The 21,386-nt window shown below is 36.3% G+C and carries 19 protein-coding genes; 7 read left to right on the top strand and 12 right to left on the bottom strand.

Going from position 1 to position 21,386, the window contains the following annotated elements:
* Positions 1-100 precede the first annotated feature (100 nt).
* The 6 genes from QJV49_RS11420 to QJV49_RS11395 form a co-directional block, all read right to left on the bottom strand.
* Complete coding sequence (locus QJV49_RS11420) at positions 101-874, bottom strand: phosphotransferase family protein (protein WP_225511686.1); 774 nt, start codon at positions 872-874, stop codon at positions 101-103.
* Between the two features lie 68 nt (positions 875-942).
* On the bottom strand, positions 943-1,200 hold the full coding sequence (locus tag QJV49_RS11415) for a Veg family protein (protein WP_010905542.1): 258 nt from the start codon (positions 1,198-1,200) through the stop codon (positions 943-945).
* A 194-nt stretch (positions 1,201-1,394) separates the two neighbouring features.
* A complete protein-coding gene (gene dnaB / locus QJV49_RS11410) occupies positions 1,395-2,762 on the bottom strand; it encodes a replicative DNA helicase (RefSeq protein ID WP_225511685.1) in 1,368 nt (455 codons plus the stop codon).
* Positions 2,763-2,767: 5 nt separating this feature from the next.
* Entirely contained in the window at positions 2,768-3,220 is a 453-nt protein-coding gene (rplI, locus tag QJV49_RS11405; protein WP_003132464.1) for a 50S ribosomal protein L9, read from the bottom strand.
* A complete protein-coding gene (locus tag QJV49_RS11400; protein ID WP_225511684.1) occupies positions 3,217-5,181 on the bottom strand; it encodes a DHH family phosphoesterase in 1,965 nt (654 codons plus the stop codon). The genes rplI and QJV49_RS11400 overlap by 4 nt, the downstream gene beginning before the upstream one ends.
* Before the next feature lie 93 nt (positions 5,182-5,274).
* The gene (locus QJV49_RS11395; RefSeq protein WP_225511683.1) at positions 5,275-5,943 is read right to left on the bottom strand and encodes an HAD family phosphatase; all 669 of its coding nucleotides are present in this window, start codon (positions 5,941-5,943) and stop codon (positions 5,275-5,277) included.
* A gap of 717 nt (positions 5,944-6,660) precedes the next feature.
* On the opposite strand from QJV49_RS11395, the gene QJV49_RS11390 reads away from it, so the two are divergent.
* Positions 6,661-8,013 carry an aspartate kinase gene (locus tag QJV49_RS11390; protein WP_225511681.1) on the top strand — a complete coding sequence of 451 codons (1,353 nt, stop codon included), beginning with the start codon at positions 6,661-6,663 and terminating at the stop codon, positions 8,011-8,013.
* 49 nt (positions 8,014-8,062) lie between these two features.
* On the opposite strand, the gene QJV49_RS11385 is transcribed toward QJV49_RS11390, so the two are convergent.
* From QJV49_RS11385 to QJV49_RS11375, 3 genes are all read right to left on the bottom strand, one after another.
* Complete coding sequence (locus QJV49_RS11385; protein ID WP_225511680.1) at positions 8,063-9,565, bottom strand: flotillin family protein; 1,503 nt, start codon at positions 9,563-9,565, stop codon at positions 8,063-8,065.
* A 60-nt stretch (positions 9,566-9,625) separates the two neighbouring features.
* On the bottom strand, positions 9,626-9,970 hold the full coding sequence (locus QJV49_RS11380; protein WP_003132455.1) for a hypothetical protein: 345 nt from the start codon (positions 9,968-9,970) through the stop codon (positions 9,626-9,628).
* 88 nt (positions 9,971-10,058) lie between these two features.
* Positions 10,059-11,447 (bottom strand): Cof-type HAD-IIB family hydrolase, encoded by a 1,389-nt coding sequence (locus QJV49_RS11375; protein WP_225511679.1) that lies wholly within the window; start codon positions 11,445-11,447, stop codon positions 10,059-10,061.
* Between the two features lie 194 nt (positions 11,448-11,641).
* On the opposite strand from QJV49_RS11375, the gene QJV49_RS11370 reads away from it, so the two are divergent.
* Positions 11,642-12,610, top strand: a complete 969-nt coding sequence (locus QJV49_RS11370; RefSeq protein WP_225511678.1) for an asparaginase — start codon at positions 11,642-11,644, stop codon at positions 12,608-12,610.
* A 138-nt stretch (positions 12,611-12,748) separates the two neighbouring features.
* On the opposite strand, the gene QJV49_RS11365 is transcribed toward QJV49_RS11370, so the two are convergent.
* From QJV49_RS11365 to QJV49_RS11355, 3 genes are read right to left on the bottom strand one after another with little or no spacing between them, the layout of a single operon-like run.
* Positions 12,749-13,672, bottom strand: a complete 924-nt coding sequence (locus QJV49_RS11365; RefSeq protein ID WP_225511677.1) for a bifunctional oligoribonuclease/PAP phosphatase NrnA — start codon at positions 13,670-13,672, stop codon at positions 12,749-12,751.
* A 17-nt stretch (positions 13,673-13,689) separates the two neighbouring features.
* Positions 13,690-14,970, bottom strand: a complete 1,281-nt coding sequence (locus QJV49_RS11360; RefSeq protein WP_225511676.1) for a DRTGG domain-containing protein — start codon at positions 14,968-14,970, stop codon at positions 13,690-13,692.
* A 6-nt stretch (positions 14,971-14,976) separates the two neighbouring features.
* The gene (locus tag QJV49_RS11355) at positions 14,977-15,558 is read right to left on the bottom strand and encodes a GNAT family N-acetyltransferase (RefSeq protein WP_225511675.1); all 582 of its coding nucleotides are present in this window, start codon (positions 15,556-15,558) and stop codon (positions 14,977-14,979) included.
* Between the two features lie 580 nt (positions 15,559-16,138).
* Here QJV49_RS11355 and QJV49_RS11350 point away from each other — a divergent pair.
* The 5 genes from QJV49_RS11350 (at position 16,139) to QJV49_RS11330 (ending at position 21,268) form a co-directional block, all read left to right on the top strand.
* On the top strand, positions 16,139-17,278 hold the full coding sequence (locus QJV49_RS11350) for an isochorismate synthase (protein ID WP_225511674.1): 1,140 nt from the start codon (positions 16,139-16,141) through the stop codon (positions 17,276-17,278).
* A gap of 53 nt (positions 17,279-17,331) precedes the next feature.
* Positions 17,332-19,014: a 2-succinyl-5-enolpyruvyl-6-hydroxy-3-cyclohexene-1-carboxylic-acid synthase gene (gene menD / locus QJV49_RS11345; RefSeq protein ID WP_225511673.1), complete on the top strand. Its 1,683-nt coding sequence runs from the start codon at positions 17,332-17,334 to the stop codon at positions 19,012-19,014.
* Entirely contained in the window at positions 19,004-19,819 is an 816-nt protein-coding gene (menH, locus tag QJV49_RS11340) for a 2-succinyl-6-hydroxy-2,4-cyclohexadiene-1-carboxylate synthase (RefSeq protein ID WP_225511672.1), read from the top strand. The genes menD and menH overlap by 11 nt, the downstream gene beginning before the upstream one ends.
* A gap of 396 nt (positions 19,820-20,215) precedes the next feature.
* Positions 20,216-21,058, top strand: coding sequence for a 1,4-dihydroxy-2-naphthoyl-CoA synthase (gene menB / locus QJV49_RS11335; RefSeq protein WP_003132444.1), 843 nt, complete (start codon positions 20,216-20,218; stop codon positions 21,056-21,058).
* Positions 21,059-21,070: 12 nt separating this feature from the next.
* On the top strand, positions 21,071-21,268 hold the full coding sequence (locus tag QJV49_RS11330) for a hypothetical protein (protein WP_241892959.1): 198 nt from the start codon (positions 21,071-21,073) through the stop codon (positions 21,266-21,268).
* The last annotated feature ends 118 nt before the right edge of the window (positions 21,269-21,386 follow it).

Below are 21,386 nucleotides of genomic sequence, written 5' to 3'. Positions count from 1 at the left end.
TTTTGATAGAAAATCATTGAAAATGATATTCTATTTCTTTATTTTTATTATTCAATTATAAGCCAAAAAATAGGAAGGTCCAAACCCTAGCCTATTTTTACTAAAATAATTCACAAAATTTACGAAGCCCCAAGATTTCTTGATTTACTTCTTTCATTTTTCCTCTAGAAAGATATTCAGAGATTTGGCGAAGAAAAGAAAGTTTTCCGTACCAAGCCACTTTATCCATAATATCTGAACGAGGTCTAACACCAGATGTCATCAACCACAAAGACCAATTATTTGGTTTAATATAGTGGGATAAAACATGTGCCATATCGACCATTGAATCTGATAAAAAGACTGTATCCCAATCTACTAAATAAATTTTTCCTGAATTATCATCCACTAACCAATTTTTATGATTGACATCGCCATGAACGACTACGACCTCTTCATTTTTGATTTCGGGAATTTGTTGACGCATTTCTTCAATGATTCCTGACAAAAAATGATTTGTTCGTAAAGCCTCAGTATTTTGGACACAATCCTCTAATAATTGTTCAGGAAGAATAATTTGACTTCCCAACTTCTTATAAGATTCAACCAATTTTTTTGAGTCATGCAAATGAGCTAAAATATGATTAATTTGACGGTCTTCCATATCCTCAGGACTTAGGGTATGACCGTCAATCCAAGGTTGAGCAGATAAGGTATCGCCTTCGGCCGTACGTTTTGTCCATAAGACTTTAGGCGTGATTCCCTCAAGATAAATACTTGGCAAAAAAGGACTGCCGTTTTTTTTAATAAAAACGCGTTCTTGATCACTTTTCCCAAAAAATGCATTGCCAGAGCCACCTTTAACAGGTGTCATATCCCAATCGGCTTTCATCATCCTTATCTTCTCCTTTCCTTTAAAATCTATTAATCATTATTTGAACCATTTTACTTTGTTCCTCAAACTTATGCGTTTGGATAGTGAATTAAAATAGTTTGAGTCAAAATATCAGCATATTGATATGACTCAGTTGTTTTTGGACCACGAGCCGGAATGTTTTCAATAATGAAATGTGTTGCATAGGCTTCAATCAAGTTCACTTTATGACGATTTTCGCGTTTACGACCAAATTGTGAAGTAATTTCAATCGTTTCACCCAAGTGTGCTTGAACTTTTTCACGAATGTCAACGATTTTTCCTATTTCTTGATTTTGGTTATCCATTTTTTCCTCCAAATAAGACGTAAAAGTCGGATTTCTCCGAACGCTTACCTTATAAATCTAATTTTATCCTTGATTATATCTCTCTTTTTTGATTAAAAGAATCAAATTTTATAATGTATTCTTTATCGTTCATTTTTATTAATAAAGAGAATTAGACAATTACTCATATTATAACACGAATTAGTCAAAAAAATCTAGTCGCCATATCGGTTATCAATACTTGCGAATTTATTATGCTCTTTAATAAAGAGTAATTCGACTGTTCCACGGCTTCCTGAACGGTTTTTTTCAATAATAACTTCAACTTTATTATCTTCCAGAATCTCTTCACCGTCTTCATCTTCACCAGTTCCACGTTCATAATAGTCATCTCGATAAAGAAATGCGACAATATCGGCATCTTGCTCGATTGACCCAGATTCACGGATATCAGACAAAACTGGTCGTTTATCTTGACGTTGTTCCACTCCACGTGAGAGCTGTGAAAGGGCAATAACAGGAACTTTTAATTCTTTAGCTAAAATTTTTAACTGACGAGAAATTTCAGAAACTTCTTGTTGACGATTTTCTCGTCCAGTTCCAGAAATCAATTGTAAGTAGTCAATAACAATCAAACCAAGATTTCCTGTTTCTTGGGCTAATTTTCTTGAACGCGCCCGAATTTCAGAAATCTTTATCCCTGGTGTGTCATCAATATAAATACTTGCTCTTGATAAAGTCCCTGTTGCCATGAAATAATCATTCCATTCTTGGTCATTTAATTGTCCAGTACGTAAGCTGTGTGAATCAATTGAACCTTCGGCAGCAATCATCCGGCTGACAAGACTTTCTGCCCCCATTTCAAGAGAGAAAATTGCAACGGTTCGGTCTTGCTTTGTCCCAATATTTTGAGCAATATTTAAGGCAAAGGCTGTTTTACCAACCGCTGGACGGGCCGCAAGAATAATCAATTCTTCTTCATGAAGACCTGTTGTCATGTTATCTAAAGCGGGATAACCTGTTGCGATACCTGTAATATTAGACTTTTGTTGAGCTTTTTGCTCAAGGTCATCCATATGAATCGCTAGGACATCAGAAATTTTCTTAAAGCCGTTTGTATTACGCCCTTGTTGGACGTCAATTAGACTTTTTTCTGCTTGAGCTAAAATATCGTCCGCTGGTGAATCTTGTTCATATGCTTTTTCGACTGATTCAGTTAGACGATTTATCAGTTGACGGAGTAATGATTTTTCAGCAACAATCTTGGCATAATAGGCAGCATTGGCTGCGGTTGGGGTTGCGGTGGCAAGTTCTGCAATATAAGCAATCCCACCAATTGCTTCCAGTTCGCCTTGATTTTCAAGGTGTGAACGAATGGTTAAGACATCAATTGCTTCACGGGCATCAGACAATTTTTCCATTGTCCGAAAAATTATTTTGTGAGCATTTTTATAGAAATCTTCTGAACTTAAAAATTCTTTAATTTCAACTAAGCGTTCGCTATCTAAAAAAACAGCCCCAAGAACGGCCTGCTCAGCAGCTAGGTCTTGAGGCGGGGCTTTTATTAAATCAATTTCGGGCATTTAGTTTAGGCCTCGCTAATTTTGACTTTAACCACGGCAGTCACATCACGGTGAAGTTTAACTGGTACGTCTTTTGTTCCTAAAGCTTGAATTTTGTTAATCAATTGAATTTTGCGTTTATCTAACTTGAGATTAAATTGACTTTTAAGAGCTTTTGCAATATCTGCTTTATCTACAGCACCAAAAGTGTGACCTGTTTGTCCAACTTTCATTTTGATTTCAACAACAGTATCTTCTTTTTCAAGAACTTCTTTAAGGGCTTTTGCTTCTGCTAAAAGTTCTGCTTCTTCTTTTTCCTTAGCTTTGGCTTGACCTTTCACTTCAGAAAGAGCTGCTGCTGTAGCAACTTTTGCCAAATTTTTCTTAATTAAAAAATTTTGAGCATAGCCTGTTGGTACTTCTTTAATTTGACCTTTTTTTCCTTGTCCTTTAACGTCTTCTAAGAATACAACTTTCATTTTTCGTTTTCTCTTTCTTTTAGTATTTCAATTAAATCTTCTTGCACTTCATCGATATATTTTTCATATATTTGAGTTGCAGCATTATTAAAATGTCCACCACCACCCATTTGCTCCATAATCGTTTGGACATTAAAGCCATTTCGAGAACGAGCAGAAATAGAAATATAGCCATTATTATGTTGCGTAATCGCAAATGCAGCAGTAACCCCTGCCATATCTAGGAGAGTGTCGGCAGCTTTTGCTGTTGCTATATTATCATATTTTTGATGTTTGAGTCCAACTCCTAAAGCAATTCCTGGTAAAACCATTTTTGCATTAAGAACAATTTCATTGGCCTTCTTATATTTATCAAAGTCAGTAGCCATAATCATTTTAATCAAATCGTTGTCAGCTCCACGAGAGCGTAGATAAGCTGCTGCTTCAAATGTTCTTTCAGTCGTTGTTTTTGTAAAGTTTTTGGTGTCTAATTCAATCCCCGCAAGAACAATACTAGCTTCAATGGTTGACATTTTTCTTTGATTGTTATCATGGAATTGAAGGATTTCGACAGTTAATTCACTAGCAGAGCTTGCTGATGATTCAATATATGACAGAAGTGCATGTTCTGGAAAATCATCATCACGTCTGTGGTGGTCAATGACCACTAATTTCTCAAATGATTTATAGAATTCAAGATTTAAGGTTTGACTTGTTTTTGAATGGTCAACCATAATAAGTAATGAATCTTTTTTCTTCAGTTTTTGAGCAGTTTCTAACTTAACAATGTGTGTAAAACCGTCAGAAGACTCATTCATTTTATTAATTGCACGCTCAACATCTGGCAATAACTGCTCAGGATCATAAACGACAAAGGCTTCTTTCCCAGACATATTAGCAAATGCCTTCATAGCCACGGCTGCTCCAAGCGCATCCATGTCTGTAAAGCGATGACCTACAATAAAGACATCTTCTGCTTCGGCAATAATTGTACGAAGTGCTGTTGAAATTGCGCGAGCTCTTGTTCTGCTTTTTTGCGTTCTACTTTCTGAATTGCCTCCAAAATAAACGGGACGAGCTTGAGGAGTATTTTCTCTCAGTACAACTTGGTCTCCTCCACGAACTTGAGCCAATTCAAGATTGTTTAAAGCAACTTTACCAATCGCTGGAAAATCATTCCAACCGTAGGCCACTCCGACAGAGAGAGTCAAAGGAATGTCTTTTTGAGCCGAAAGTTCACGAAACTCTTTAAGAACAGCAAATTTATCGTTAATCATTTTTTCAAGAATACGATAATCACAGAAAAAATAGTGGCGACTGCTATTAATACGGCGAAGATAAACTCCGTATTTGTCAGCAAATTCTTCTAAAAACGAAGCAATAAAACTATTAATAGCTGTTCGACCACTATCAGTAATTAGATCTGTTGCATCATCATAATTATCGACAGAAATAGCACCAATAACTGCGCGGCTATCATTAAATTCTGATTTAAAAGCAACTTCTTTTGTGGCATCAATTAAATAAATAAGATTCTTATCAGAATCAAGTTCTGCGACATATTTTTGCTTCCCAAGGGTGATATACTGGTCATCGCTCGCATTTTTCAATATCTTCTTAATATCGTCACGATTGATAACTTTGTCATTTCCTTTAAAAATCATATCAATAAAGGGATTAAACCATTCAGGTTCAAAGGTTTCACTATTGAAACGGATGACCCCAATTGGCATATTATCCAAGGTAGCATTGAGTGAATTTTCTGCTTCGTCATTAATTTTACGAATAAAATCTTGACGACGCAATTGATAGTTTTGAGTTTGTGATAGTAAAATGAGTGTAATCGCTATATTCAAAATCAATAAATAAATTAAAACTGCCCAGCGAGTTGCTGAAACATGAACAACAACAGTCTCAATGATTTGAACAATAACCATTATGATAATAATAGCAAGCGGTGAAAACCGACGGACAAAATTCATAATATTACTCCTATATTCTTCTATTTTAACATAGGACAGAAAAAACTTAAAGAATCACCGTTCTGTCAGTGATTTTTTCTTTTAAAATGTTTATTAAGCCTTCATCATTTTTAATGATGATTCTGTCAGTAATTTTTGAATAGCTGTCAGTGAATCTACCTTTAAGTCAGCCTTCTCTTGATTCATACCAAAGCGTTTGTCTTCAATTGCCCAAACGGTCGCACCAGCTGCTTCTCCAGCTTGAATCCCTTTTTCAGAATCCTCAATAATTAAAGTTTCAGAAGGTTTTACACCTAATTTCTTCATTGTTGATTGATAAATTTCTGGATTTGGTTTCGTTTGTTTAAAGTCATTTCCTGAAACCACGACTTCAAAATAAGAATTCAATTGATGAATATCTAACATTTGTTTGATATCAGCCATTGATGAACTTGATGCAAGGGCAATTTTTACTTCTTTTTGACGCAAAAAATCTAAAATATCAGGCACATCAGAAAATAAAAGTTTTGCATAAGGCATTGGATGATTTTCTTTGAATTGTTCGTATTCTTCTTGCAATTCACTTGCTTTTTCTTCATCAAAACCATCTTGCAAAATTCGTGGCCAAATATCTTTCATATTTCCACCAATAAAATCACTAGGCGTCAAATGACTAATAGAAATTCCATGACCTCCAAAAAATTCTTCTCTTCTTTGTAAATAATAACGTTCGGTGTCAACAAGAACACCATCCATATCAAAAATTACTGCTTTAAATTTCATAGAACCATTATAGCACAGTATCTAAGCATGGTTCAATAGACTTCATTATAAAAAAGTTAACAAAACAACTAATTCCAAATGTATTATATTCGGCGAAGGAATTTGATGGAAGACAATCAAACTCAAGAGCAAATCACTTATGATTTAAGTATTGATAAATCAAGTGTTCATTGAGTAATTAAAGGTTTGATTGGAAAAAATACGGAAAGTGGAGCTCTTCAAAACGCCTGGCCAGCAATTGAAATCAATGGAAAATACTGATGATTGCTGATGCTGACAAGATGCTTGTTTTTTCAACTGGACTATTTGTCGATGTTTTATACAAATTAGAGGAAAAAGGACAGAAACCAGTATGTTTCTTCCCTCTGAAAAACAATGAACATTTTAAAAGATTTTAACTATAATACGTTGGAAGTATAAAATCATCCCTTTGTCTTTCAAGCTGGTCGTGAACAAGGACAAGCTAAGGTTGCTTTTTGTTAAGGAGCAGTGGTTATAATTCATTTCTTTTGAACATACTTACTTTAAAATTAACTCCTACAAAACTTACAATGACTGCTTTCAATGCAAGTTTTTGTAAACATTAGCATAAAATAATATTTTATTGATTATATCACAAAGAAAACAGACTTTTAATGAGTTATTTATTGAAAATTATCTGAAAATTAGCTATAATAAATCAATTTATAATTTAATCTTGAAGGAAGGTAATTTTAAGTGAAAGTTGCAAAATTTGGGGGATCATCACTCGCATCAGCTTCTCAAATCAAAAAAGTTTTTGATATTGTCCAAGCGGATAAACTAAGAAAATTTATTGTGGTTTCTGCACCTGGCAAACGTTCGGGGGCTGATACTAAAGTTACCGATGCTTTGATTGCTTATTACAAGGCTTATAAATCAGCTGATGAAAAAGGAATTCAATATTATCAGAATTGGATTATTGAAAGATTTCGGGAAATCTATGATGAACTTGGCTTAAAAAGCCCTGTCATTGATCAAATCGCAGAAAACATCAACGAGTTAGCCCAGTTAGATCTCGATAATGTTTTTACTTATGATACTTTTTTAGCCGCTGGTGAAAATAATAACGCTAAATTAGTCGCAGATTTTTTCAATCATTCTGGTTTACAAAGTCGTTATGTCCATCCAGCAGATGCTGGAATTATGGTTTCATCTGACCCTGGGAATGCAAGGTTACTTGGTGGCGCCTATGATCACATTAAATATCTAAATGACCTAGAAGAGACCCTAATTATTCCTGGATTCTTTGGTGTTACTAAAGAGGGTGAGGTTTGCACTTTTTCCCGTGGAGGTTCTGATATTACTGGCTCAATTATTGCGGCTGGTGTGCGAGCTGAACTCTACGAAAACTTTACTGATGTCAATGGAATTTTTGCCGCTCACCCTGGAATCGTTAAAAACCCAGCTTATATCTCTGAATTAACTTATCGTGAAATGCGAGAACTTGCTTATTCTGGCTTTTCTGTTTTACATGACGAAGCGCTCGTTCCTGCCTATCGTGCTCATGTTCCTTTGGTCATCAAAAATACAAATAACCCTGACCATCCCGGAACAAAAATTGTTGTTCAAAGAGAGACCAAAGGCTCACCTGTCGTTGGAATTGCTTCGTCTAGTGATTTTTCTTCTCTTTATGTCAGTAAATATCTAATGAACCGTGAAATTGGATTTGGACGAAAAGTTCTTTCTGTTTTGGAAAATTTAGGAGTTCGTTTTGAGCATATGCCAACTGGTATTGATGACATGTCTATCATTATTCGCAGCCGCTATCTAACTCAACCCATTTCAAAAGCACTTATTTCTAATCTTACAGAGTCGCTCCATCCTGATGAAGTCTATATTGACCGTGATTTCTCTATTATCACCATCGTTGGTGAAGATATGAAGGAGCACGTTGGGGTTACGGCTAGAGCAACAGCAGCACTTTCTAAACAAGGAATTTCAATTGCTATGCTTTCACAAGGTTCAAGTGAAGTTTCCGTCATGTTTATTGTCAAGGAAAAATATGAAAAAGAAGCTCTGAAAGCGATTTATTCGGCCTTTTTTGACTAAAATATTTCAATAAAAAACAGCTCTAACTAAGAGCTGCTTTTTTATTCTTCTATTTTTCGACTTTTTCAAGTGTCTCATTGGAATTTCCGCGACTACTAAAATTATTTAATAGGTCAGGAACATCAATTCCCATTGTTCCTAAAACATCAAGACCTTGTTTAAGGCTCTCTTGTGACATTCCGAGAATTTTTGATGAACCTTCTCCACCATAAATATTAATAGAATCAACAGCTTGAAGATTACTTGATACACTAGCAACAACTTCTGGCAGAATTTCAAGTGCCATGTTCAATTTAGCCGCATCATTCATTTTTTGCATGGCTTCGGCTTTTTTATCAATTGCTTCGGCTTCGGCAAGCCCTTTAAGGCGAATCGCTTCGGCTTCAGCTTTACCAGTAGCTTCAATAGCTGTAGCTTCGGCCATTGCTGTCACTTCACGTTGTTTAGCGGTTGCTTTAGCTGTGGCTTCAATAGCGGCTGCTTCGGCCTGCGCTCTCACTTCGCGTTCACGAGCATCGGCTTCGGCTTTAGCAATTTGTGCAGCCTTGGCTGCTTCGGCAGCTTTTACGACATTGGCTTCATTTTCTTGCGCTTTACGGAGAACTTCTTGTGTTTCTAAGTCAGTTTCTCTTTGCTTTTTAATCAATTCAACTTGCATTTCTGCTTCAGTTGTTTCTTTTTTAGAAATTGCTTCTTGAATCGCGTAAGCTTGGTCAGCAGAGGCTTGGGCTTGGTCAGCTTGGGCTTTTGCTTCAGCAGCAGCAATTGATTGTTCTTGCTCATAGTGAGCTAAACTGATTGCTTTTTCCTTTTGGGCATTGGCAACTTGAGTTGCAGCAAGTGCTTCGGCTTTTTGGGCATCTTGATCAGCCGCTGCTTTTTGAATACGAGTTTCTTTATCAGCATTTGCAACAGCAATCGCTGCTTCTTGTTGAACACGCGCTACTTCTTTAGCACCTAATGCTTTGATGTAGTTTTGGTCATCACGAATATCATTAATAACGAATGAAACTATTGAAAGTCCCATTTTTGAGAGGTCAGTCCCTGCTTGTCCCTGCACTTCAGCAGAAAACTTGTTACGGTCTTCGATTAGTTCAGATACTGTCATTGTTCCAACAATCGCCCGAAGATGTCCACGAAGAACTTGGTCAGCCATTGCATCACGTTGCTCATCTCTTTTACCTAAAAATTGCTCAGCAGCTGTCGCAATATCTTGCAAAGTAGAACCTACTTTAATCATAGCTGTGGCTTCAACCGTTACTGGAATTTTATCTTTCGAGAGAACTTTTTCCGTTTTAATATCAATTGCAGCAGATTGTAAGCTGAGGTATCTCGCATTTTGGAAGATTGGTAAAACAAATGTACCAGAACCACGAACCACTTTTAATCGATTCCCTTGTGAGTCTTTATTGACACCTTTTGAACCTAGACCTGAACCATAAACGATAAGGGCCGCTTGAGGTCCTGATTTTTTGTAGTTTGCAGCGATAATTCCTAATAGAATTAAGATAATAACAATCACCACAATTGCCAAAATATAAAGTAGTGGCATAATGTCTCCTTTGTATAATAAATTTTTATTTATTTGAGCAATTTTTTAGGTTCTCTATTGCTAATAAATCGTTTGTTGATAAGGAATAACGTAAGCAATTCCTGCTTTACTCTCAATAATCAGAACTTGTGCTCCTGATTCAATTTGCTCGATATTATCCTTATTTGGTAGATAAATTTTTGCAGGCATTGTTTTACGTGATTCATTGACAAAGGTCGTCATAACTTCGCCAGTCGCCTCTTTTGAACTGATGGCTGTTGTCAAAATTCCTGTCAGTAAATCTTTTTCATCCGCATTATACTTTTGATCTGACATTTTGTTAAAAAATGCCATTCCTGGGAGTAATAAGATTGTTAAAAAGATGATGAGTACAATGATAATCAAAGTAATAATAATAAATAGCATCCCTTATTCTCCTTGAAAGCCTTTTGTTACGCTTTCTTAATATTATACCATTTTATGAAGAAGTTTATCAGTAAAAATTATTATTTTCTTATTTATCTTCGTGTTTTTTAGCGGCTACTCTTTGTTGTCGTTCTAGTTCTTTTTTTATTTTTCCTTCTGGAGCAAATTTTTCTTCCCAATCTTCTGGTTTTAAGACTTTGTGTGTGATTGGGTCAAAGTGTGGACGGCCATCTGGAAAAATTTTCCCCATATTTGCTCGATGAACAGCATTAAAAATTTCATAAGGGTCAACTCCTGAAAGAACAAGTGAACCATAAGTGAGATAGAGTAAATCAATCATCGCATCTACTTGGCCAGTCAAGCTATCTTCATTATGCTCTTTTAAAGCCACTTTATTTGCTGCCTTATCAACGGCTTGGTGTAAATTACCTACAAGTTCTGTGAATTTCTCTTGGTTACCATCAGTAGAGGCGTAAAGAAATTCGACGATTTCTTCAACTTTGAAATCAGCTCGGAAACTTGCTTCTGTTGGCGAAAATGCTTTAGGAATTTCTTGTGTTTTTCCATCCATTAATCGGTGGAAATCTTTTACTTTATTGAAGTTTTGATCTTTAGAAACAAAGTCTTTTTCAACAGAATAATGAATTAAGCCATAATAAGCTAGCGCCTTAGCAATCCCATCTTGATTGTTGGTATCTGTAATATAAGTTGCAATCTTTTTCACTTCTGCTACAGCATTGCCCATTGCAATCCCATAACCAACTCCAGAAATCATCGTCAAATCATTTTCAGAATCGCCAAAACACATGACTTGGTCTAAAGTAAAACCATAGTGTTCTCCTAATCTTTGAATTCCTGGTAATTTTCCTCCTGATTTTGAAATTAAGTCAACAGAATAAGGATTGCTTCGTGTCACCAGTAATTCTGGAAATGCCTCTTGTAGGCGAGCCGTTTCGTTTCTTGTTGCAACCATCATCGCCTGATAAATTACTTCTTCTTCATTATCAGCTAAATTTGAATTTTGCGGTAAAACTCTGCGAATAATGTGTTTAAAACTGTTTCTTGCCACCCCAGAAGTCCCTGAGGGCAAAACGCCTGACAAAAAACTGGCTAAACGTGTCTCGCCAAATTTTAAAAGACCAGAGCCATTTACACCGTGGGCTGTTCCCAAAGATATGTCAGAATGGTTTTCAGTAGCATAATTTATCAGGTTTTTTAAGGATTTTTGTTCTAAAGGATTTTGGAAAATCACTTCTTTTGGTGTGAAAATATACTGACCGTTGTAACTTACAGCAAAGTCTAAATCTAAATCTTCTAATAATGGCATGACAAAAGCTGGGCCTCGCCCGGTGGCAATCCCGACAAAAATATCTTTTTGACGTAGCTCTTGTATTGCTTTACGAGTACTTGTTGCTACTCCTCGTGTTGAAGTAAACAGGGTTCCATCTAAATCAAAAAATACTGCTTTTATATCCATCTCTCAAATCTTTTCTAGCTTTGGCAAAGCTTTCATTTATTAACTAAATTATACAGTAATTTTAATTCTATTTCATTTATTAGTTATTTTTTTCTGGACTAAATTTTGATATAATGCTAATGCTGGCTTTTATTCGGAGTCTTTAAATTTAAATATTTAATTATTGTTTATTATAGATAGATAAGGAAATAATGATGAAAAAAATCTTAATTCTCCACACTGGTGGAACAATTTCGATGGCGGAAGATGAAAATGGTCATGTTTCCCCAAATGCAGTCAATCCAATGAATGCTGTGAGCATGCAGTTTGATGAAGTAAACTTAGTGACAGAGGATATTTTTAACTTACCTAGTCCACATGTCACTTTATCAGATATGTTGGTCTTGAAAAATCGAATCAAAACAGCTTTTATTGCTGAGGATTTTGATGGAGTGGTCATTACACATGGAACTGACACACTTGAAGAAACAGCTTTTTTCCTTGACACTACTCTTTCGCGTGGTAAACCAATTGTTTTAACTGGTGCCATGCGCTCAAGTAATGAATTAGGAACTGACGGAATTTATAATTTACTGACAGCTATTCGCGTCGCTGCTGACAGTAATTCAAGTGACCGTGGCGTACTTGTTGTTATGAATGACGAGATTCATTCTGCTCGTTATGTCACTAAAACACACACGACTAATGTTTCAACTTTTCAAACACCTACACATGGTCCTGTCGGTTTACTGACAAAAAATAAAATTATTTATTTCCATAAAGATAGTGAAAATCAACATTTAGATGTTGCAACTGTTCATGGAAAAGTGCCAATTGTCAAAGCATTTGCTGGGATGACTGGGGAAATTTTAGATTTACTCAATTTGGAACAACTAGACGGTCTTGTCATTGAAGCATTAGGTGCGGGAAATCTCCCGCCTATTGCTAGCCAATCGCTTCAAAGATTATTAGATGCTAAGATCCCTGTCGTTCTTGTGTCTCGTTGTTTCAACGGAATTGCTGAGCCTGTCTATTCCTATCAAGGCGGTGGTTCGCAACTTTATGAAGCCGGCGTGATGTTTGCTGATGAAGTCAATTCTCAAAAAGCGCGTATTAAATTGATTATTGCATTGAATGCTGGCTTGAAAGATTTATCAGAATTACGGCCTTTCTTGGAAAATTAAAAAAATTACTGACAAAAGAAAGAATCATCAGCTGACTGATGATTCTTTTTTTTGTCGATTTAAAGCTCATTATTCAATCGCTTTAAACTGTCAGTATTTTTTTTATTTTTGACTGAGAAATTATTTTCGTCAGTAAATTTATTTTAAATTATCTTGTAATTCTTGCCAAATTTGTTGATTTTCTTCTAAAGAATAGGAATTAGCTCCAGAAGCTAGTGCATGACCTCCACCATCATGTTTTTTAGCAATTTCATTAATTGGTATCACTTTTGAACGCATTCTTACTCGGAAATGTCCATCGGCTTGTTCCACAAAAATTGCCCAAGATTCAATTCCTCGAATATTTCCTGGTGTAGAAACGATACTTGAAGTCTCTGCATCACGTAAATCAAATTTTTTCAAAATTTCTTGAGTTAACAAAACACGTGCGGCTCCTTTTTCTGAAACTTCCATATTTTCATAAACAAAACCTTGCAAGCGAGCAACTTTCATATCAAATGAGGACATTTCTCGTCCTAAAGCTGGGCGGTCAAATGGAAATTCTGCCAATTTTGAAGCTACTTTTAAAGTATTAGGCGAAGTGGCTGGATACAAGAAACGTCCAGTATCTCCAATAATTCCCGCATAAAGGAGACGAGCGGCTTCTGCATTCAATTTAAGACCTGTTTCAAAGGCAAAATCGGCAATAATTTCTGATGCTGAGCTACGTTCAGGCTCTACTAGCAACAAATCTCCATAAGCATCATCATTTGGATGGTGATCAATTTTAATTAGAAAATCAGCATTTTTATAGCGGTCATCGTCAATTCGGGGTGTGTTTGCTGTGTCACAAACAATAGAAAGATATTTTTCGTTTTCTCTAAGTTCGATCAAATCCATTTCAGCCAAATAGGTTAAGGTTGGTTCATCATAACCAACTGCATAAATTCTTTTTTCTGGGAAATTTTCTCTCAAAATTGCTCGGAGTCCAGCTTGAGAACCAATGGCGTCTGGGTCTGGATTTTTATGTCTGTGAATGAGAATAAGCTCATAGGCTTTTATTTTTTCTAAAATTTCGTTCATTTTTTCCTCTTTTATTTTTATGTTAATTGTACATTGACTAGAACTTTAGCTACGATATTGTTGACATGGTAGATTTCGCAATCAACCATTGCACCAATTCGTGTTTCTCCAATCACTTTTGGATAAATTTCTAAAACATTATCAATTGCAGCAGAACCCAACATATACATATTTAATGCTTCAATGATGATATTACGTCGTCTTTTTTTGGCAAAAACACGTTGAACAACTTGCGTAATAAGTTCTGCAAAAACACCATTAGCAATTGTTCCCACGCTATTTATCATAAATGGTTCGACTGTCAGAGTATAAGCTGAGCCTTTTTCTACCAAGCAATTAGCAATATTATCACTGAAAGTATGGGCTACCTGACTTTCTTCTTGGGCTTTTTGTAAACTTTGTAGAAGGTCTGATTTGGTAATAATTCCTGCGTAAGTATAATTTTCGTAAACGACAGGCATCATATCATAGCCTTCATAAATCATCTTTTGAGAAACACTTGCCACTGTCATACTTGCTCTTGCAACATTGGCCCTTGTCATCACTTTATTGAGTGGGGTATCATTTTTCTTATTTGTAACATCCCGCATGGCAACTACACCCACAACAACGTTGTAAGTATTGACAACAGCAAAACGACTGTCATTTGTTTTTTTAACTAAATCTAAGAAATCTTTGACTGTGTCTTCTTCCCGTAAGGTTGCCCTTTTTTGATGAAAGACATCTCCGACCGTAATAATATCTTTTTTGATAAGTTCATTGGCCAAAGCGTGACTAATGCGATTAGCAACGGTAAAGGTATCATAGGATGTCCGTAAAAGAGGAATTCCTAATTGATTAGCATAGTTGACAACCTCTTGGTCCACATCAAAGCCCCCTGTAACTAAAACAGCATTCTGCTCTCTGAGGGCTAAATTTTGAATCTCTTTTCGGTCACCAACGATAACTAGACCATTAGGCAAGAGGTAGCGCTTGAAGGACTCTCTTTGCATAGCTGAAATGACAAATTTGCTGAATTCGACTTCTAATCCGGCAAGTCCACCTAAAACATCAGCATTGGCTATTTCTGCAAGTTTACCAAAGGTTAATCGATTGGCTACTTTTTGTCCTTTAACTGCCACCCTAACGGTTCCAGAACGGTCATTTACGGCTACCAAACCTAGTATTTCTGCTTCTTTGATTGCGCGATATGCCGTTCCGTCAGCGACTTTCATTCGATTGGCAATCCCACGAACACTGACTTGTTTGCCAATTTCCAAACCTTCAATATAATTTAATATTTCTTCGTGCTTTGACATAAAATTTCAAATTTCCCCAATCTCTGAATTTTTTTGATCAATTTCATCGTCACTTTTTCTAAGTTCATATTGTTCAAAATCTCTAATTTTTTTGCTGTATTGATTTGTCCCTTTAAATTTTTTCACTAAGTGATAGCCTGATTTAAGGGCAACTTTTTTAGATGGGACATTTTCTTTATCAATCAATAAAATCAAATTTTTAAGTCCAAATTGTTCAAAAGAAAATTCTGTCAGTACTTTTAATGCCTCTGTCAGTAAACCTTGATTCCAATAATTTTGATTTAAAACATAACCAATTTCCGCAGACTGATTTTTATCAGAGATTTTCACAAAATGGATATCTCCAATCAGCCGATGTTCAGATTTCAACTCAATTGCCCATTTCCCTAAAGGACTTTTCATATAATCGTTAGCAATTGAAAAACGTGTTTCTGAAAGTGATAGATGCGGGGCAAAAACAAATTTTAGATTTTCAGGATTACCTGAATAGCCAAACATGTCCTCAGCGTCTTTTAAATCAAAGGGACGTAAAAGCAATCGCTTTGTTTCAATAATGCTAAACTCAGCTAATTTGACATAAATATTCATGGCACTCCTTTTTGAATGTTTTCATGATTTTAATTATATCATAGTTTTTAACACTAAATTTAATCATTACGACCTGATGGAAATACAAACGCCTACAGATACGCTTTGAGGAAGTGAATCTTCGCAACTAGGTTGCTACGCTGTCGATGCTCGCTAAACCAGCAAGCTGGTAAGTCGTCGCAGTCGCAACCGATATTTTTTTCGCTTAGGATAGTCGTTATCAGCTTGCTGACTTACGAATATGCTAGTATTTTCATCAAAGGAAGTAGTAAGACTCTATTTCGCTGTCTTCGTCAGCTGCATTGTCCATACTCTCTACGGCAGTAAACTGCCAAATCGTAGTGGCCAGTCAAGTCCCAGCGGGCCTGACGTTTGACGTTCACGACTTGTCGTGTTGCCATTCGACTAATTGCTTTAGCGATGAAGAGAGAAAGGACAACGTAGCTGGCACGGCCAGCGAAGATACGGGCAATAAGGATTATATCAGAAAGTCTCTGAAAAATGAATGAAGATTTGTAATTTTAGGGCTCATTATTCCTCTCCTTTGCTGGGCTATGTTATAATTTTTATGGTAGAAAAAATGAATTATATAAAAATCAATTTAATATTAAATAACCCTTTAGCTTTCTGGGCAAGCTTTTCAGAAAGTGAGCGTTTCTTTTGGTTTGACCCTCAAAAAGAAACTTTTGTCATTGGTTGTGAGCGTTTGAAAGCCATTGACCTTGAACACGATAAGTTTTCTGACTATCCCTATCTCTTTCATAGTCAGACTTTTTTTGATGACATCAAAGGAGAACTTTGGAAAAATTTTGGTGGCGAAACCATTGCTTTTAAACATTATTTCGTTGTCAATAAGGAAAATTCTTATTACCTTACTTGTGATAGTCCACGAGAAATCCCTGAAATCACTATTCCAAAATTTAAGCATCAACTCACTGAAAAAGCTTCTGATTTTTCGGCTTGGCAAGAACTTTTTTATGCCATTCAAAAAAATTTTGCTGACGGAAAGAGTCGAAAAATTGTCGCTTCAAGAGAACTTGAATTTACAAGTCAAACCTCTTTTGAACTCGAAAGCATCATCCAAAATTTATTGGATAATAATCCAAATGCTTTTATTTTTGCTTATCAAAAAGGAAAACGAATTTTCCTTGGAGCGTCTCCTGAAATTTTAGTTCAAAAAGAAAATGACCAGCTTCTTAGTTATGCTTTAGCTGGAACTTTTCCAAAAACAATGGAAAATGCGGGGCAAAAATTGCTGACAGACCCAAAAAACCTTTTAGAGCATGATATTGTTGTCCAAAAAATAAAAAGAAATCTGCTTGAAAAAGCCGAGACAGTCAAGGTTGGAACAACCGAATTAATGGAGTTGAAAAATGTTTATCATCTTCGGACAATTTTAAGTGCTAAAAATTCTGAGCTTTCACTTATTGATTGGACAAAACAGCTTCACCCAACGCCTGCTCTTGGAGGAGAGCCTCGTCATGAGGCCCTCGAATTCCTCAGAAAGTATGAAAATCATGAGCGAGGACTATATGCTGCACCTCTTGGCTTAATTGACAGCAAAGGAAATGGCACAATGATTGTCGGGATTCGTTCGGCTTTGATTGTGGAAAAGAAACTTTATGCTTATGCAGGGTGTGGAATTATCCCTTCTTCTGATGCTTTAGAAGAATTTAGGGAAACCAAGGTAAAATTAAAAACCATTTTAGAAGCTTTATAACTTCGTAAAATATTTTAAGATTTTAGATTTATAAATTAGAAATGGAGATAGTCATGACCAATGAATATTTAGCCCCTTTTGTTGATGAACTTTTCAATTTAGGGGTACGTGAAGCTGTTTTTAGTCCAGGTTCACGTTCAACGGCTTTAGCCATGCTCTTTGAGGAATACAAAAAATACGATACTTATGTCAACATTGATGAACGTTCGGCTGCTTTTTTTGCTCTGGGAATTGCTAAAGCGAAAAAACGTCCTGTTGTTTTAGTTTGTACTTCAGGTTCTGCTGCGGCTCATCATTTCCCAGCAATTACTGAAGCAAAAATGAGTCGAGTTCCCCTTATTATTTTAACGGCGGACAGACCGGCTGAGCTTCAATTCGTTGGAGCTCCTCAAACAGTCGATCAGACCAGATTTTTTGGAAATTTTGTTAATCATTTTGAAAATCTTGAAGCTCCACATATTCAAACCCAATCTCAGACAGAAAACTTTTGGACCTCCCCCCGTAAAGTCGCACAACGAGCTGTTTTATCAGCCATTTCCCCTCTTTCAGGTCCTGTGCAAATCAATGTTCCCTTGCGTGATCCTTTAGTTCCCGAATTAAAAAGTGAAAATTACGAAAAAGGACGTTCTAAACATGCCTTTAAATTCTATAAGGGACAAGCACAAGTAATACTTCCATTTGATGAAGCATTGCTTTCTGGAAAAACATTAATTTTAGCCGGTTCCAATTTTGACAAAGATTATTCTGAAGCACTTTTAAAACTTGCTGAACAATTAAAAGCTCCAATTTTAGCGGACCCACTTTCTAATCTGCGCAATCATAATCATCCTTTGGTCATAGACTCTTATGATGCTTTTTTAGCAAATGATGATTTAAAAACTCAATTAAAAGCGGATGCTATTCTGCTTTTTGGACAAATGCCTGTTTCTAAACGTTTGCAACAATTCGTTGCTTTCAATAATGAAGCTGAATTTATTCAAGTTGACCCTGCTCTAGATTATCGCAACCCTAGTTTGACAACGACAACAATGGTTCAGTCTGATGTTCTCCCTTTTGCTTCTTCGATTAAAAAAGTAAATTCTGACAGTTCTTATTTGGAAAAATGGCAAAAAGCTCACGAAAAAATGCGACTACTTCTTGAAAAAGTGACTCATGAAGAAAATCCTTTTGAAGGACGTTATGTCCAAGAACTACAAAAACATTTGGGAGCACTTGATGCTCAACTTCTTGTTTCAAATAGTATGGAAATCAGAGATATTGATTATTGGTGGAAAAAAGCGGATGCCAAAGTTAGAATTCTAGGGAATCGTGGTGTGAATGGCATTGACGGGACTGAATCAACGGCACTCGGAATTGCTACAACGGGTAAACCGACGGTTTTATTGACTGGGGATTTGTCAATGCTACACGATTTAAATGGTTTAATTGTTGGTAAAACACATGAACTTAATCTAACTATTGTATTATTTAATAATGACGGTGGTGGGATTTTTCATCATTTAGCTCAAAAAGGCGTACCGAATTTTGATTATCTTTTTTCAACTCCTCATGGTTTAAATTTTGCTGGACTGGCTGAGTTGACTGGTTTAGATTATCATTTGATCAGTGGCTATGCTGATTTTGGTCAGCAATTTGAAGCTTCTATTCATCAATCTGGCATTCATCTTTTGGAAATTAAAACGGATAAAGATTTAAGTCTTGCTTTACATCAAAAATATACAACTTATGAAAATTGATAAAAAAATAATTACTATTGATGGTTTTGATTATGCTGTCCGTATTTGGGGGACTGGAGAGGTCCTATTTGCACTGCATGGTTTTTCTGAAAGTTCTAATACCTGGCGAAATCTTCATTTGGCCGGCTACAAAATTGTTGCTATCGATTTGTTAGGTCACGGTTCATCAGCAAAACCAAAGGAACTTGCCCCTTATAAACTTGATGCGATTTTGAAAAATCTGCACTTGCTTTTTGCACAATTTACTGACGGAAAAGCTTTTTCACTTCTTGGTTATTCAATGGGTGGACGATTGGCGCTTCGTTATTGCCTTGCTTATCCGTCAGCTCCTGTTAAGTATTTGATTTTAGAATCAACTGGTCCTGGGCTTTTATCTAGTGAAGACCGCAAAAAAAGACGACTGGCTGACGAAGAATTAGGACAGAAGATTTTGTCAAATGGGTCTGCTTGGTTTGCTGACTTTTGGGCTAATATTTCACTTTTTGAATCACAAAAAAAACTGTCAGTAAAAATTCAACAGGAAATTTGGGAAAGCCGTGCAAGCAATTCACCTTTGGCTCTTGCCCAGACTTTGAATGGAACAGGTCAAGGTCAACTTCCCTATGTTGGCGACAAAATTTCTTTAATAAAGTCCGATATTCTCTATCTATCTGGTGATTTAGATGAAAAATATTCAAAAATTGCTAAAGAAATTTTCGCTCCAAATCCGAATGTCGCTTGGATTTCTGTTGTTGCTTCTGGTCACAATATTCATCTAGAAAATCCGGTCATCTATCAAAAAATACTAGAGGAATTTTTACCTTAGTCAAAATGCTTTATGATATAATTGAAAAGTAATGACTATATCACTTCTGTCAGTAAAACTGATGAATTAGTTTCTCTAGATTTTACTGACAGAAATAAATACAATAAAAACAATTTTTCTAAGTGGACTTGTGAAAGTTAATGAAAATAATAGAACTTCATAACTTCTAAACACTCAACGACAATCTGACATCAAAGATATCAGTTTGTTGCTGTCCCTGAAGTCTAAGCGCTAAAGCGTAAAGACCCTAGGGCCCCTCACATCTTAATTTTAATTGAGTTCGGACTCGCAGAAGTTGATGAAAATAGATAAAATGGAACCTGGGCTATGCCCAGAACCGCATTTTTCTAATTTTCACAACTTCTAGCGCTCGTCCTCACATCTTAAAGGAGAATCATGTCAAAATTTAACTGGGTTGCTCTCAACCGTAACTACGAAGATATTATTTATGAAACTTATGATGGAATTGCTAAAATTACCATCAACCGTCCTGAAGTCCGCAATGCTTTCCGTCCCAAAACTGTCGTTGAAATGATTGATGCTTTTAGTGTCGCTCGTGATGATACCAATGTCGGCGTGATTATTTTGACTGGTGCAAATCATGGAAAAGGTGAAGATAAAGAAGCCTTTTGTTCTGGTGGAGACCAAAAAGTACGTGGAAATGGTGGATATGTTGGTGAAGACCAAATTCCTCGTTTGAACGTTTTAGATTTGCAACATTTGATTCGGATTACACCAAAACCTGTCATTGCCATGGTGAATGGTTTTGCAATTGGCGGAGGTCACGTTTTACATATTGTTTGTGATTTGACGATCGCTTCTGAAAATGCAAAATTTGGGCAAACCGGTCCGCGTGTTGGTTCTTTTGATGCTGGTTATGGTGCTGGTTTACTTGCCGCTATGGTTGGCCAAAAGAAAGCACGTGAAATCTGGTTCCTCTGCCGTCAATATACTGCCCAAGAAGCAATGGACATGGGAATGGTTAATACTGTTGTTCCATTTGACCGTCTTGAAGAAGAAACTGTTCAATGGGCCCAAGAAATGCTTGCCCTCTCACCAATGGCGCTTCGTATGCTCAAAGGTTCAATGAATGCAGCAACTGACGGACTTGCTGGACTGCAACAATTTGCAGGAGATGCAACACTTATGTTCTATACTACGGATGAAGCCAAAGAAGGACGCGATGCTTTCAAAGAAAAACGCAAACCTGATTTTGACCAATTTCCAAAATTCCCATAAAAATTTCCAAAATTGCTGACAAAGCGTCTTTTTGACGCTTTTTGTGATTTAAAAGTTACTGACAGCTTTTTAAAATTTAAAAAAATTACTGACGAAAATCATGTCAGTAAAAAAAATACAATGGAAAGGAGAGAAATTGAGTTCGCCCTCCTTGAAGTAAGTGAAAATGCGATTCATCTTGCGACTTTGCCTTTTTACCACTTGCTTTAGCAAGTAGAGAAAACGGACAGCGTAGATAGTCGCTTAAAATGAATCGACAGCGCAGCCACATAGTGGCGTAGATAGATAAAATGGAACCTGCGCTTAGCGCACACTAGCTTCACTGCTG

Source organism: Lactococcus sp. NH2-7C (assembly GCF_029953655.1).
GTDB lineage: Bacteria > Bacillota > Bacilli > Lactobacillales > Streptococcaceae > Lactococcus > Lactococcus lactis.
Note: the sequence above shows the minus strand (reverse complement) of the source record. Positions and strands in the feature narration are given on the sequence as shown.